The 13,198-nt window shown below is 57.9% G+C and carries 11 protein-coding genes and 4 tRNA genes; 11 read left to right on the forward strand and 4 right to left on the reverse strand.

The features are described 5' to 3' along the window. Positions 1 to 8 precede the first annotated feature (8 nt). From rffC to EDF81_RS23015, 11 genes are all read left to right on the forward strand, one after another. Positions 9 to 683: a dTDP-4-amino-4,6-dideoxy-D-galactose acyltransferase gene (gene rffC, locus EDF81_RS22965; protein WP_123350488.1), complete on the forward strand. Its 675-nt coding sequence runs from the start codon at positions 9 to 11 to the stop codon at positions 681 to 683. A 6-nt stretch (positions 684 to 689) separates the two neighbouring features. Then, positions 690 to 1,820, forward strand: coding sequence for a dTDP-4-amino-4,6-dideoxygalactose transaminase (rffA, locus tag EDF81_RS22970; protein WP_123350489.1), 1,131 nt, complete (start codon positions 690 to 692; stop codon positions 1,818 to 1,820). Position 1,821: 1 nt separating this feature from the next. After that, entirely contained in the window at positions 1,822 to 3,072 is a 1,251-nt protein-coding gene (wzxE, locus tag EDF81_RS22975) for a lipid III flippase WzxE (RefSeq protein WP_123350490.1), read from the forward strand. Beyond that, positions 3,069 to 4,148, forward strand: a complete 1,080-nt coding sequence (locus EDF81_RS22980; protein WP_123350491.1) for a TDP-N-acetylfucosamine:lipid II N-acetylfucosaminyltransferase — start codon at positions 3,069 to 3,071, stop codon at positions 4,146 to 4,148. Before wzxE ends, EDF81_RS22980 begins: the two co-directional genes overlap by 4 nt. After that, positions 4,145 to 5,494 (forward strand): ECA oligosaccharide polymerase, encoded by a 1,350-nt coding sequence (wzyE, locus tag EDF81_RS22985; RefSeq protein WP_123350492.1) that lies wholly within the window; start codon positions 4,145 to 4,147, stop codon positions 5,492 to 5,494. The genes EDF81_RS22980 and wzyE overlap by 4 nt, the downstream gene beginning before the upstream one ends. Positions 5,495 to 5,508: 14 nt before the next feature. Continuing rightward, the gene (gene wecG / locus EDF81_RS22990) at positions 5,509 to 6,249 is read left to right on the forward strand and encodes a lipopolysaccharide N-acetylmannosaminouronosyltransferase (protein ID WP_123350493.1); all 741 of its coding nucleotides are present in this window, start codon (positions 5,509 to 5,511) and stop codon (positions 6,247 to 6,249) included. Between the two features lie 202 nt (positions 6,250 to 6,451). Continuing rightward, on the forward strand, positions 6,452 to 7,837 hold the full coding sequence (locus EDF81_RS22995; RefSeq protein WP_123350494.1) for an amino acid permease: 1,386 nt from the start codon (positions 6,452 to 6,454) through the stop codon (positions 7,835 to 7,837). Positions 7,838 to 7,939: 102 nt separating this feature from the next. Beyond that, positions 7,940 to 8,016, forward strand: a tRNA-Arg gene (locus EDF81_RS23000). A gap of 66 nt (positions 8,017 to 8,082) precedes the next feature. Beyond that, positions 8,083 to 8,158, forward strand: a tRNA-His gene (locus EDF81_RS23005). A gap of 20 nt (positions 8,159 to 8,178) precedes the next feature. Continuing rightward, positions 8,179 to 8,264 (forward strand) — tRNA-Leu (locus tag EDF81_RS23010). Between the two features lie 42 nt (positions 8,265 to 8,306). Then, positions 8,307 to 8,383: transfer RNA gene (locus tag EDF81_RS23015), tRNA-Pro, on the forward strand. Positions 8,384 to 8,948: 565 nt separating this feature from the next. Here EDF81_RS23015 and hemY read toward each other — a convergent pair. Genes hemY through hemC form a run of 4 tightly spaced genes read right to left on the reverse strand, consistent with a single transcriptional unit; the run spans position 8,949 to position 13,031 of the window. Continuing rightward, positions 8,949 to 10,145 carry a protoheme IX biogenesis protein HemY gene (gene hemY, locus EDF81_RS23020; protein ID WP_123350495.1) on the reverse strand — a complete coding sequence of 399 codons (1,197 nt, stop codon included), beginning with the start codon at positions 10,143 to 10,145 and terminating at the stop codon, positions 8,949 to 8,951. A 2-nt stretch (positions 10,146 to 10,147) separates the two neighbouring features. Further along, positions 10,148 to 11,332, reverse strand: a complete 1,185-nt coding sequence (gene hemX, locus EDF81_RS23025) for a uroporphyrinogen-III C-methyltransferase (RefSeq protein ID WP_123350496.1) — start codon at positions 11,330 to 11,332, stop codon at positions 10,148 to 10,150. A 14-nt stretch (positions 11,333 to 11,346) separates the two neighbouring features. Beyond that, positions 11,347 to 12,093 carry a uroporphyrinogen-III synthase gene (hemD, locus tag EDF81_RS23030; RefSeq protein WP_123350497.1) on the reverse strand — a complete coding sequence of 249 codons (747 nt, stop codon included), beginning with the start codon at positions 12,091 to 12,093 and terminating at the stop codon, positions 11,347 to 11,349. Continuing rightward, positions 12,090 to 13,031, reverse strand: a complete 942-nt coding sequence (gene hemC, locus EDF81_RS23035; protein ID WP_123350498.1) for a hydroxymethylbilane synthase — start codon at positions 13,029 to 13,031, stop codon at positions 12,090 to 12,092. Before hemC ends, hemD begins: the two co-directional genes overlap by 4 nt. Positions 13,032 to 13,198: the final 167 nt, after the last annotated feature.

Consider the following 13,198-nt stretch of genomic DNA (forward strand, 5'->3'; position numbering starts at 1 on the left):
CCAGTAACATGTCCATCCGCGCCAGTATTGAGCCGCTGAGCTGGGAGAGCGAATTCTTCGGCCTGCCCAGCGCGATTCTGCGAATTAACGAGACGGCAGCGCCGCTGAGTGAAGCGATGCTGGCGGGCTGGGCGCGACTGCAGGTGAAAATCCCGGCGGCACGTGCCGACTGGCTGGATGCGCTGCAGCAGATGGGCTTTCGACTGGTTGAAGGTGAGATCGATCTCTCCCTGCGCGTGGGTCAACATCAGGCGACGACGGCAGAGATCGCCACGGAGGCGGATATCCCGCGACTGCGACAGCAGGCCGCCGCCGCATTTGCCCAAAGCCGGTTTCGTACACCCTGGTATGCAGACGATGCCAGCGGTCGATTTTATGCCCGCTGGATTGAGAATGCGGTAAAAGGTTTGTTCGATCATCAGTGCCTGGTGCTTCGCGCCGATGACGGCGATATCCGGGGCTTTGTCTCCCTGCGTCAGCTCGGTGATGAAGAGGCCCGAATTGGCCTGCTGGCAGGACGCGGGGCGGGTGCTGAACTGATGCAGGCCGCGCTGGGCTGGGCACAGGCGCGACAGCTGACCACACTGCGGGTGGCAACCCAGACCGGGAATACCGCCGCGCTTAAACGTTACATTCAGAGCGGGGCCAATGTTGAAAGCGCCGCGTACTGGCTATACAGGTAAAAGATCATGATCCCATTTAATGCGCCTCCCGTGGTCGGCACGGAACTGGATTACATGCAGTCAGCTATGGGCAGCGGCAAGCTGTGCGGCGACGGTGGCTACACGCGACGCTGCCAGCAGTGGATGGAGCAGCGATTTGGCAGCGTCAAAGTCCTGCTGACCCCGTCCTGTACCGCTTCGCTGGAGATGGCGGCGCTGCTGCTGGATATCCAGGCCGGTGATGAAGTGATCATGCCCAGCTATACCTTTGTCTCCACCGCCAATGCTTTTGTGCTGCGTGGAGCCAAAATCGTCTTTGTCGATGTTCATCCGCAGACGATGAACATCGATGAAACGCTGATTGAAGCGGCGATCACCGATAAAACCCGGGCTATCGTACCGGTGCATTACGCTGGCGTGGCCTGCGAAATGGACACCATTATGGCCATCGCCAAAAAACATAACCTGTTTGTGGTGGAAGACGCCGCGCAGGGTGTGATGTCGACCTATAAAGGCCGTGCGCTGGGGTCGATTGGCCATATCGGCTGCTTCAGCTTCCACGAAACCAAGAACTACACGGCGGGTGGTGAAGGCGGTGCGACCTTGATCAACGATAAGGCGCTGGTCGAGCGGGCGGAAATTATTCGCGAGAAGGGGACCAACCGCAGCCAGTTCTTCCGTGGACAGGTGGATAAATACACCTGGCGCGATATTGGTTCCAGCTACCTGATGTCGGATTTACAGGCGGCCTACCTGTGGGCACAGCTTGAAGCCGCAGAGCGTATTAACCAGCAGCGCCTGGCCCTGTGGCAGACCTACTATGACGCATTGCTGCCGCTGGCGCAGTCCGGGCGTATCGAGCTGCCCGTCATTCCGGCAGACTGCGGCCATAACGCGCATATGTTCTACATTAAGCTGCGCGATATGGAAGATCGTAACCGTCTGATTGCCTGGCTGAAAGAGGCCGAAATTCTCGCGGTGTTCCATTACATTCCGCTGCATGCCTGTCCGGCAGGGGAAAAATTTGGCGTATTCCACGGCGAAGATCGCTACACCACCAAAGAAAGTGAGCGTTTGCTACGCCTGCCGCTGTTTTATAACCTGGCATCGGTGAACCAGCGCAACGTGATTAATACGCTGCTGAGCTACTTCCGCTGATATGTCGCTGGCCAAAGCATCACTGTGGACGGCTGCGTCCACGCTTATCAAAATTGGTGCCGGGCTGGTAGTGGTCAAACTGCTGGCCGTGTCCTTCGGGCCGGCAGGGGTCGGTCAGGCCGGTAACTTTCGCCAGATGGTGACTGTACTGGGCGTGCTGGCAGGCGCCGGGATTTTTAACGGCGTAACAAAGTTTGTTGCTCAGTATCAGGATGATCCGACGCAGTTGAACAAGGTCGTCGGCACCTCATCGGCGATGGTGCTGGGTTTCTCCACGCTGCTGGCACTGGTGTTTCTGCTGGCGGCGGCACCCATCAGCCAGGGGCTGTTCGGCCACACGCACTATCAGGGACTGGTACAGCTGGTGGCGCTGGTGCAGATGGGGATCGCCTGGGCGAACCTGCTGCTGGCGTTAATGAAGGGCTTTCGCGATGCGGCGGGCAATGCGCTGTCGCTGATTGCCGGTAGCCTGATCGGCGTCGCGGCCTACTATCTCTGTTACCGCCTGGGCGGCTATCAGGGCGCGCTGCTGGGTCTGGCGCTGGTACCGGCGCTGGTGGTGGTGCCTGCGGGGATTATGCTCTGGCGACGTGGCCGCGTGCCGCTGGCCTGGCTCAAACCCCGCTGGGACGGCTGGCTGGCCGGGCAGCTGGGTAAGTTTACCCTGATGGCGCTGATCACGTCGGTGACGCTGCCGGTAGCCTATGTGATGATGCGTAACCTGATGGCGGCGCACTACAGCTGGGACGAAGTGGGGATCTGGCAGGGGGTCAGCAGCATTTCCGATGCTTATCTCCAGTTTATTACCGCCTCGTTCAGCGTCTGGCTGCTGCCGACCCTGTCGCGCCTGACCGAGAAACCGGCGATTGGCCGGGAAGTGATGCGCTCGCTGAAGTTTGTGTTACCCGCCGTTGCGGCCGCCAGTCTGACGGTCTGGCTCCTGCGGGACTTTGCTATCTGGCTACTGTTTTCCGACCGGTTTACCGCTATGCGGGATCTGTTTGCCTGGCAACTGGTGGGCGATGTACTGAAAGTGGGTGCTTACGTTTATGGCTACCTGGTGATCGCTAAAGCCTCACTGAGATTTTACATTCTGGCGGAGATTAGCCAGTTTGCGCTGCTGAGCGGCTTTGCATACTGGCTGATCCCGGCACACGGCGCGCTGGGCGCGGCGCAGGCCTATATGGCGACCTATATCGTTTACTTTACGCTCTGTAGCGTGGTGTTCTTACTTTGGCACAGACGGGCATGACTGCACTGATACACGTACTGGGATCGAATATCCCACACCATAACCAGACCGTTCTGCGGTTCTTTAACGACGATCTGGCGCCGACAAGCGCGCTGGCGCGTGAATTTATAGTTGCCGGTCCGGACGATGGCCTGAGCCAGGCCTGCCCGGCGCTCGCGCTGACGTTTTTTGCCGATAAAAAATCGCTGGCCGCGGCCGTTATCGCCCGGGCGAAGGCAAACCCTGAGCAGCGTTTTTTCTTCCACGGCCAGTTTAATACCGGCCTGTGGCTGGCGCTGTTGCGCGGCGGTATCCGTCCACAGCAGTTTAACTGGCATATCTGGGGTGCGGATCTCTACGAGGTCTCCAGCGGCTGGAAATTCCGCCTCTTCTATCCGCTGCGTCGGTTAGCCCAGGGCCGCGTCGGCTGCGTGTTCGCCACTCAGGGCGATATCCACTATTTTGCGCGGCGGCACCCGAAGGTCCGTAGCGAACTGCTCTATTTCCCGACCCGCATGGACCCGACGCTGAACACGCTGGCCAACGACACGCCGCGTGAAGGCAAGCTGACGGTGCTGGTGGGGAACTCCGGCGATCGCAGCAACGAGCATCTGCAGGCGCTGCGGGCGGTCCATCAGCAGTTTGGTGACACGGTCAACGTCATCGTCCCGATGGGTTATCCGGCCAACAACGGGGCGTATATCGCCGAGGTTGAGCGGGAAGGGCTGACGTTATTTAGCCGCGATAACCTGCAGATCCTCCGTGATAAGCTGGCCTTTGACGACTATCTGGCGCTGCTGCGCCGCTGCGATCTGGGCTATTTCATTTTTGCCCGTCAGCAGGGGATCGGCACGCTGTGTCTGTTGATTCAGGCTGGTGTGCCCTGCGTTCTGAACCGCGAGAACCCGTTCTGGCAGGATATGAGCGCCCAGGGTATTCCGGTGCTGTTTACCGTTGATACGCTTAACGAGCAGGTGGTGCGCGAAGCGCAACGGCAGCTGGCGCTGGTCGATAAAAGCCAGATCGCGTTTTTCCGTCCCAACTACCTGGCGCCCTGGCATCAGGCGCTGCTTATCGCAGCAGGAGAGGCGCAATGAGCCTGATGCAGTTCAGTGGATTACTGGTGGTCTGGCTGCTGGCGACGCTGTTTATCGCCACCCTGACGTGGTTTGAATTCCGCCGGGTACGCTTTAACTTCAATGTCTTTTTCTCATTGCTGTTTTTACTGACTTTTTTCTTCGGGTTCCCGCTGACCAGCGTACTGGTCTTCCGCTTTGACGTTGGCGTGGCTCCGCCGGAGGTGCTGTTGCAGACCCTGCTGGCCGCCGCCTGTTTTTACGCGGTGTACTATGTGGCGTATAAAACCCGGCTGCGGACTCGGAGCCACATTGAGCGACCCCGTCGGCCGCTGTTCACCATGAACCGCGTGGAAACCCATCTGACCTGGATATTGTTGATGGGGATTGCGCTGCTCAGCGTGGGCGTGTTCTTTATGCACAACGGTTTCCTGCTGTTTAAGCTGACCTCCTACAGCCAGATTTTTTCCAGCGATGTTTCGGGCGTGGCGTTAAAGCGGTTCTTCTACTTCTTTATTCCGGCAATGCTCGTTATCTACTTTTTGCGCCAGGGCGTAAAAGGCTGGCTGTTTTTCCTCGTCGCCACCGTCACTTTTGGCCTGCTGACCTACGCCATCGTCGGCGGCACGCGGGCCAATATTATTATCGCTTTCGCCATTTTCCTGTTTATCGGCATTATTCGCGGCTGGATCTCGCTGTGGATGCTGGCGGCGGCGGGCGTGCTGGGGATTGTCGGCATGTTCTGGCTGGCGCTGCGTCGCTATGGCCTGGACGTCAGCGGCGATGAGGCGTTTTATACCTTCCTCTATCTGACGCGTGATACCTTCTCGCCGTGGGAGAACCTGGCGCTCCTCCTGCAAAACTACGACAAGATTGAGTTCCAGGGCCTGGCGCCTATCGTGCGCGACTTCTACGTCTTTATTCCGACCTGGCTGTGGCCGGACCGTCCGGGAACGGTGCTGAACTCCGCCAACTACTTCACCTGGGAAGTGCTGAATAACCACTCCGGGCTGGCGATTTCGCCGACGCTGATTGGCTCTCTGGTGGTGATGGGCGGCGTCTGGTTTATTCCGCTGGGGGCAGTGGTGGTCGGGCTGATTATTAAATGGTTCGACTGGCTCTACAGCCTGGGCAACCGGGAAACCAATCCCTATAAGGCGGCGATCCTGCACAGCTTCTGCTTTGGTGCCATCTTCAACATGATTGTGCTGGCCCGTGAAGGCCTTGATGCATTTGGCTCGCGGGTGGTTTTCTTTATGCTCATCTTTGGCGCGTGCCTGGTGGTAGCAAAATTGCTTTACTGGCTGTTGGATAGCGCAGGGCTGATAAAACGTCGCCTGAAGCTTTCCACACAGCCGCAGCTTTGAAAGGGATGGAGAATATGACGGATAGGCATTCGGCACCGCAGTACAATCTGCGTGGCCTGGCGCTTCTTGGCTGGCGGGATATGCAGCATGCGCTGGATTTCCTGTTCGGAGACGGGCAAATCCGCCAGGGTACGCTGGTCGCGATTAATGCGGAAAAAATGCTGGTGGTGGAAGATGACGCCGAGGTACGTACGCTGATTCAGAACGCAGAATTTAAGTATGCGGACGGCATAAGCGTGGTGCGCTCCGTGCGTGCGAAATACCCGGAGGCGAAAGTCTCCCGCGTGGCGGGTGCCGATCTGTGGGAAGCGCTGATGGCGCGTGCGGGCGAGCAGGGTACGCCGGTATTTCTGCTCGGCGGAAAGCCCGATGTACTGGCGCAAACGGAAGCGAAGCTGCGCAGCCAGTGGAACGTTAACGTTGTTGGGACTCAGGACGGCTATTTCCAGACGGACCAGCGGCAGGCGCTGTTTGAGCGTATTCGCGACAGCGGAGCGAAAATTGTTACCGTGGCGATGGGGTCTCCGCGTCAGGAGATCCTGATGCGCGACTGCCGGCTGGTGCATCCGCAGGCGCTCTATATGGGCGTAGGCGGCACCTACGACGTCTTTACCGGCCACGTTAAGCGTGCGCCTAAGGTCTGGCAGAACCTCGGCCTGGAGTGGCTGTATCGCCTGCTGTCGCAGCCGAGTCGCATTACCCGACAGATCCGTCTGCTGCGCTATTTGCGCTGGCACTACACCGGTAAATTATAAGAGCCTGATAGCAGCGCGTTCTGACGCGCTGCGCTGTCTGTTGCACAAAAAATAGCCCGCCTCAGCAATTTTCTCATACTTTATTTGCCATTCTTCAAAAATTGTTAAAACATGCGCACCGCGTAAGGCGGCTTTGCCACAACGATGTTACGTATAAAAATAACCGGCCCTGTCCGGACAGAAGCAAACACAAGAGGTTTCTATGGCAGATAACAAACCAGAGCTTCAGCGAGGCCTGGAGTCACGACATATCGAACTGATCGCCCTCGGGGGGACCATCGGCGTAGGGCTATTTATGGGCGCGGCAAGCACCCTCAAGTGGGCCGGTCCGTCGGTACTACTGGCCTATATTCTCGCCGGGCTGTTCGTCTTCTTTATCATGCGCTCAATGGGCGAAATGCTGTTCCTTGAGCCGGTTGCCGGTTCTTTCGCTGTCTATGCACACCGCTATATGAGCCCGTTTTTTGGCTACCTGACCGCCTGGTCCTACTGGTTTATGTGGATGGCGGTGGGGATCTCTGAAATCACCGCGATAGGTGTCTACGTCCAGTTCTGGTTCCCGGATATGGTCCAGTGGATCCCGGCGCTGATCGCCGTGGGGCTGGTGGCGCTGGCGAACCTGGCGGCGGTGCGCCTCTACGGTGAGATTGAGTTCTGGTTCGCGATGATTAAGGTCACCACCATTATTGTGATGATAGTGATCGGCCTGGGGGTTATTTTCTTCGGCTTCGGTAACGGCGGCCATTCCATTGGCTTCAGCAACCTGACCGAACACGGCGGCTTCTTTGCAGGCGGCTGGAAAGGCTTCCTGACTGCGCTTTGTATCGTGGTGGCATCCTATCAGGGCGTGGAGCTGATCGGCATCACCGCCGGTGAAGCGAAAAATCCGCAGGTGACCCTGCGTAGCGCGGTCAGCAAGGTGCTGTGGCGCATTCTGATTTTCTATGTGGGTGCGATCTTCGTTATCGTGACCATCTTCCCGTGGAATGAGATTGGCACCAACGGTAGCCCGTTTGTCCTCACCTTCGCCAAAATCGGTATCACCGCGGCGGCAGGAATTATTAACTTTGTGGTGCTGACGGCTGCACTCTCGGGTTGTAACAGCGGCATGTACAGCTGCGGGCGTATGCTCTACGCGCTGGCAAAAAACCGTCAGCTGCCGGCGGCGGTGGCGAAAGTGTCCCGCAACGGCGTGCCCTATGTGGGCGTGGCGCTCTCCATCGTTATCCTGCTGGTTGGCTCCTGCCTGAACTACATTATCCCTAACCCGCAGCGCGTATTCGTTTATGTCTATAGCGCCAGCGTCCTGCCGGGGATGGTGCCGTGGTTTGTGATCCTGATTAGCCAGCTGCGCTTCCGCCGCGTGCATGCTGAGGCGATTAAGACGCATCCTTTCCGCTCGATGCTGTTCCCGTGGGCGAACTGGCTGACGATGGCGTTCCTGGTGTGCGTGCTGATCGGTATGGGCATCAACGAAGATACCCGTATGTCTCTCTTTGTGGGAATGGGCTTCCTGGCGATTGTGACCGCGATCTACACGCTTTTGGGCTTTCACCGGACGGGTGAGGCTGCAAGAGTGAAGGAATAAGCGGCAAAGTGAGCAAAGCATAATCAAACGCTCATTTTCTTAAAAAAAGCACTAGACAGCAGCACACGAAGCCCGTACTATCCACCCCCGCAACGGCGCTAAGCGCCCGTAGCTCAGCTGGATAGAGCGCTGCCCTCCGGAGGCAGAGGTCTCAGGTTCGAATCCTGTCGGGCGCACCATTTAGGTGAGGTGCTGGAGCTGAGGTGGACTGTGGAAGTGACACAGGGCCGCAAAAGATTGCAGTGGTGGCTATAGCTCAGTTGGTAGAGCCCTGGATTGTGATTCCAGTTGTCGTGGGTTCGAGTCCCATTAGCCACCCCATTATTTAAAAGTTGTGATATGCGAAGGTGGCGGAATTGGTAGACGCGCTAGCTTCAGGTGTTAGTGTCCTTAGGATGTGGGGGTTCGAGTCCCCCCCCTCGCACCATGACTTTAAAGAATTGAACTAAAAATTCAAAAAGCAGTACATCGGCGAGTAGCGCAGCTTGGTAGCGCAACTGGTTTGGGACCAGTGGGTCGGAGGTTCGAATCCTCTCTCGCCGACCAATTTTGAACCCCGCTTCGGCGGGGTTTTTTGTTTTCTTTTTTCCGCTTATTTTTCCTCTGTTGCCAATGTGCGACACAGCGCATTTCCTCTGTCGCCGATTGGTGACTAATAATTATCTGATAAATAACGTTTTATTGTTAACGCGGCAAAACTGTCGCGGTAAGGCGACACTTTTATGTCGTCCGAAGCGCCTGCTGTGGTGAGAAGCGCGTGCAGTGCGGCTGTTTGCGGGCTTTTCGGCTGCCATTATGCGGGGGTACAACATTGGCATGCTATGTGCAATAATATCCCTGTAGATGCTCATTCCATCTCTTATGTTCGCCTCAGGGCCTCATAAACTCAGGAATGACGCAGAGCCGTTTACGGTGCTTATCGTCCACAGACAGATGTCGCTTCGGCCTCATCAGACACCATGGACATAACGTTGAGTGAAGCACCTTATGTTGTCGAATAGACCTGTTTTAACGCCTGCCTTTATGGCAGGCGTTTTTTTATCTGTCATTCGCCAAATCGCGGACAGTAAAAAGGGAGCCGAAGTGGCTCCCTTTTGTTATCGCTGAGTATTTAAGGCTGCCCGTTATTCTTTAACGTCAGCATCAGTCCATCCCGCCGCAGGGTGGCGGCCTCTTCAGGCTGCTTCATGCGATCCAGGCTGTCAGCCAGCCAGGCGTAGTCGAAGGCGTCCGGGCGCTGCTTGATCGCCGCACGGAAAGCGATACTCGCTTCCTGCCACTCACCGTGTTTCATCAGCGACTGACCCAGCGTGCTCCAGAGCAGGGGGCGATCGCCGACGGTTTTGATCTGCTGGCGAAGAATTTTTTCCAGCATCTCCGGATTGTTGGTTTTCAGACGCGGGATCGGCAGCAGGAGACGATCGTCATACTGGCGTTTCAGACCGTCGATAATGATCTGCTGAGCGGTGTCATGATCGTCACACTCAATAAGATGATCCGCCATCGCGACCTGCAGAGCCACATGGTGACGCGTTTTGCGGCTCTGGTTTTTCCACCAGTCGCGCAGTCCTTCGCTACCCTGGTCGGCGCGAGCCTGATCCATCAGGCCAATCCAGGCCTGCTGCTCAAGCGCGGCACGATGCTCTTCATCACCGACGTTGGCTTTCGCCATGGACGGAATGACGTCCAGCAGCGAGCCCCAGGCACCGGTGCGGATATAGGCCTGTTCTGCCAGTCTCAGCACTTCCGGATGACGCGGGGTCACTTCCAGTAGCTTATCGATACCGTGGCGGGCAGCGTGATCTTCATGACGCGCCAGCTGCAGCCGGACACGGGTGATTTCCACCGGGATAAGATCGTTACCGGCCAGCTCCGTCGCGCGCTCCAGATGCTGGTTAGCGCGGATTTCATCGCCGCGTTGCTGGGCCGCTTCCGCCGCCAGCAGATAGTTTACGACCGGCTGCTCGGCGTGATCGGCATTCTTCGACATCAGCTTTTCAACCTGCTGATAATCGCCCTCTGCCAGTTTCAGCAGCGCCTGTTCCGTCTGTTTACGGGCGCGACGGCGCTTGCGTCCGGTGAACCAGCCTCGGGTATGCGCACCGGTGCGGAAAATACGGCGCAGCAGCCACTCGACGGCAAACAGGACCACCATGGCGAGGATCAGGATGATGACCAGCCCGGTCACGCTGGTTTCGATATTGTAATTGTCGGTCTGGATCAGGACGTAGCCCTGGTGTCCGGCAACCATCGGTCCCAGCACGACGCCAGCAAGCAACAGTGCAAAGAGCAATAATACTTTCAGCATGATTATTCTCCCTGCGACGCGGCGGCGGGTTCATCGGCGGCCGGAGCCTCTGTCGGCGTCGGCGACGCAGCCGCAGGCTGTGCCAGCAGATTACGTACCCGGGTCTGCATCAGTTTTTCCAGCAGCGGCTGGCTCTGTAGCGTGTCCGGTACGTTCATCGTGATGCTTTGCTGACCCAGTTTATCTACGTCTTCGAGGAAGGCTTTGGTGGTCGCGTCATCCGTGTCGTAATAGGCGCGAACCCAGGTAGAGACGTTATCCAGCGCCTGCTTGTAGGTTTCTTCCTGATGGCGCGGCACGGCCTGTGCGGCAACCAGCAGACGCGAGCGGATATTTTCGCGCAGATAGACGTCCTGGTTAGGTGCCAGCAGTGGGACGGTTGTTTCGTCGCGGCGGCGCACGGTAATAAAGCTGTCCATAAAGGTGCGCCAGCTTTTTTGCAGGTTGATGCGCCACTCGCTGATGGAGGCCGACAGCTCGCCGCTGTCGTTATCCATTGGCGTATCGTCGTCGTTATTATCCGCGAGGCGCAGGTTATCAATCTGGTTGGAGAGCTGGTTCACTTTCAGAATAATGCCGTCGTAGTCGATCTGCGCGACCGCAGAAAGACCGGCGATATCGTCCGTGATGGCGCGACGTGCGGCGATAAGGCTGGGGTCATTCATATCGGCCAGGCTGGCATCCGCGCTTTTCAGCAGGGCTGCCGCGGTGGTGACATCCTGATCGCTCCACAGCTTACGACCGGCCAGCTTGACCAGAAAATCCGCCTGGGCCAGCAGCCAGGTTTTGGCATCGGTCCCGGAAATACTGGCGACCTTCTGCTGAACCTCATCAAGCTGTTGGGTCAGCGCGGCCTGCTGACGACCGGCGGCTTCCAGCTGGGTTGCCTGCTGTTTAATGATATTTTCCAGCTCGGCTTTTTGCGTTTCCTGCGACTTCTGCAGGGCAATCAGCTGATTCGCCAGCGTGTCGCTGGCGGCACTTTGACTGGCGGCCTGCTGTTTGCCCCAGCCGTAAAGTCCGGTGCCTGCCGCGAGGGCGATAGCAATGGCGATAACGCTTAATACGAGGCCGGTTTTATTGCCGCGCTCTTTCCTCTCTGTCTGTTCCGTCGGTTGTGGCCTACCGTTATCCACGGCGTCCCTGGTTTCTTCAACCACGGCGGAGGCGTTTTTTTGTTCCGTCATTATGGTTTCCCGTATCAGAGTGATTGTAATGCGCGCAGCAGCGCATCGTTGTCCGCGCCATCGGCAATATGAATATTCTGCCAGCCCAGTTCACGGGCAAGATGCGCCAGACGTTCACTGACGACCAGCAGCCGGCAGCGAAGTAACCATGTTTCACTATATTGCTGTGGCACCAGCTCGCACAGACGCTGGAGCATTTCACCGCTGGTCACCACCAGCGTATCGACACCGCGCAGATGCCAGCGCATCGCTTCTTCCGCGCCGTCGTAGTGTACCGGCTCACGCTGGTAGCACTCGCAGCACTCGACGAGTGCGCCACGGGCGGCAAGGGTTTCGGCCAGCAGCTCTCGCCCGCCGTTACCGCGTAAAATCAGCGCCCGCTTACCCGCAATATTTTGTAATTCAGGTAATTGTAGCAAGACTTCGCTGATTTCCCGATCGTGAGGATAGCGAATTTGCTGCCCGCTGACGGTGTGCAGCGCCAGCGCGGTTGTCCGCCCGATGGCAAAATAGTGCGGAGCCGTTGGCCAGTGCCGCAGTTGCTGCTGAAGTCGGGCATGGGCAAACTCTACCGCATGCTGCGACAGGGTAAAGAGCAGATCGTCTGACGTCAGTGCCGCCAGCCGCTCGCCGAGCGTTGCCAGCTCGCGGCCCGGCGTAAATTCAATTAACGGAAAGTGCCATGCCACCCGACCCAGCGCGCGCAGTCGGCTCACTAATTCTTCTCCCTGAGGGAGAGGGCGGGTGACAAGGATATTCATTCCGGCGTGGCTCCGTTATACACCTCGGCTAAAATCGCCCGGGCGCCGCGTTCCAGTAGTTCGTCCGCAAGGGAGACGCCCAGCTGCTCTGCGTCTTCCGGTTTACCGCGGCGCTCACCGCGAATAACCTGCTCTCCGTCCGGCGAGCCGACCAGCGCCCGCAGCCACAGCTCGCCGTCGATAAGCTCCGCATAGCTGCCGATAGGCACCTGGCAGCCGCCTTCAAGGCGCGTATTCATCGCCCGCTCCGCAAGGACGCGGGTGGCAGTTTGATCGTGGTTCAGCGGGGCCAGTAAGTCGCGGGTATGCTGGTCGTCGAGACGGCACTCAATACCCACTGCGCCCTGGCCTACTGCGGGCAGGGATTGCTCAGGCGGCAGCGCAACGCGCACGCGGTCCGAAAGCTGCAGGCGTTTAAGCCCGGCGACGGCGAGGATAATCGCATCGTATTCGCCGCTATCCAGTTTGCTCAGCCGGGTACCGACATTGCCGCGCAGCGAGCGGATCACCAGATCGGGGCGCTGTTCAGCAATCTGGCACTGACGGCGCAGGCTTGAGGTGCCCACGATGCTGCCCGCAGGCAGCGCTTCGAGCGAGTCATAATGGTTGGAAACAAAGGCATCGCGCGGATCTTCACGCTCACAGATGGTCACAAGACCCAGTCCGGCGGGGAACTCGACGGGCACGTCTTTCATTGAGTGCACGGCGATATCGGCGCGATTTTCCAGCAGCGCCGTCTCCAGCTCTTTAACAAAGAGGCCTTTGCCGCCGACTTTGGCCAGCGGAGTGTCAAGGATCACGTCGCCTTTCGTCACCAGCGGCACCAGTTCAACCTGAAGCCCCGGATGGCAAGCCATCAGGCGGTCTTTGACATAATGTGCCTGCCAGAGCGCGAGGGGGCTTTGGCGTGTGGCAATTCTTAAAACATTGTCTAACATGCTTGTTACCGTCATTATCGTCCCCCGACATCCTACCATTGATAATAGAATGCTGTCAGTGATTGGGGGGAAATGCCGTGCAGGGCCGGGCGCTGTACCGCCTCATTGACAGATTATGGTGGGTGCTACACTTACAGTTAGCGCTTCATTCTTTACGCTCAATCCTG

This window comes from Enterobacter sp. BIGb0383 (genome assembly GCF_003751845.1).
Classification (GTDB): Bacteria; Pseudomonadota; Gammaproteobacteria; order Enterobacterales; family Enterobacteriaceae; genus BIGb0383.